The 1055-nt window shown below is 56.4% G+C and carries 1 protein-coding gene; it reads right to left on the reverse strand.

The genetic code is table 11. From position 1 onward, the window contains the following. Nucleotides 1-160: 160 nt before the first annotated feature. Complete coding sequence (locus KGA88_RS01905) at nt 161-424, reverse strand: DUF6124 family protein (RefSeq protein WP_110660838.1); 264 nt, start codon at nt 422-424, stop codon at nt 161-163. Between the last annotated feature and the right edge of the window lie 631 nt (nt 425-1055).

The raw sequence follows: 1055 nt of genomic DNA on the forward strand, positions 1-1055 counted from the left end.
TGTGGGATATTTACCTCTGCAGTTACCTATTAGGCAGGCTGAAAAGCGGCGAGAGCCGCCTTTCAAGCCAACAGAAACGTAAAGGATGTCCCCGGTTTCAATCGTAAAGGATGTGTCCGTTTCTACATCGCGAAGAACGATAACGCGGTCAGCCTGCCAACTACCGTGGATCGACGTTATCCAACGCACGATTCACCGCCAGCTCCGCCAGCATGATGATCTGCGCAATGGCCAACGCCATGTTGCGCTGAGGGCCGGTCAGGAAGGTGGCGAAATCACTCGCCATGACATTGGCCGAAGCCAGTGATTCACAGGCGTGGGCCAGCAGGGATTCGGTATCCATGTCCGGGACGATCATGAACATGGTGTTGGGGGTGTAGGGTTTGGTGGTGTTGTTGGGGGGATCGGGGATTAATTTGTCCATAAAACCATTCCTCTAGCGCTGCGGCCACCACTTGCCGTTTCTCACGCGGTGAAGAGGTGGCAGCTATGTGCGAGGTGAGAAACCGGTATGGACACCCGGGCCAGACCTAAGCCTGCCCGCACACAGCCGCCATGACGCATTTACAGACAGCGGACTAGCTGGCGGCGATTATGCGTGCACAGGTTCTGGATGACCATAAGTAGCCGGGTTCTCACACCCGATCGCTGAGTTTTCAGCGACAGCCAAAGGCTATTCAGCCCGCTTCCGACGGGCAACCTGAAAACTGCGTGGGAAACTTCTGGCGCTTTCCTACACCGTGTCAACCCGCAAAAACGTAACGCGGAGCTTCTCTGGCAGCGTTCCCACGCGCAGGCGTGGAAACAATCAGCTTAGAGGCGTGGGAGATTGGTCGGCTGTCAGGCCGCCATCGCAGGCAAGCCAGCTCCCACAGGGGATCGACGTATGTCAGGGAGATATTGGTTGGCTGGCAGGCCGCCATCGCTAGCAAGCCAGCTCCTATGTATGGACTCGCCCCCACTGTCTACCCGCTTTTGAAAAACCGCTGCCCCGTTGCATCTATGTATTAGGCCTATTCGTGGAAGCCGTCTTCGGCTTCTGGCCAAAATTGGAA

The sequence above is a fragment of the Pseudomonas sp. A-R-19 genome, from assembly GCF_019956575.1.
GTDB lineage: Bacteria > Pseudomonadota > Gammaproteobacteria > Pseudomonadales > Pseudomonadaceae > Aquipseudomonas.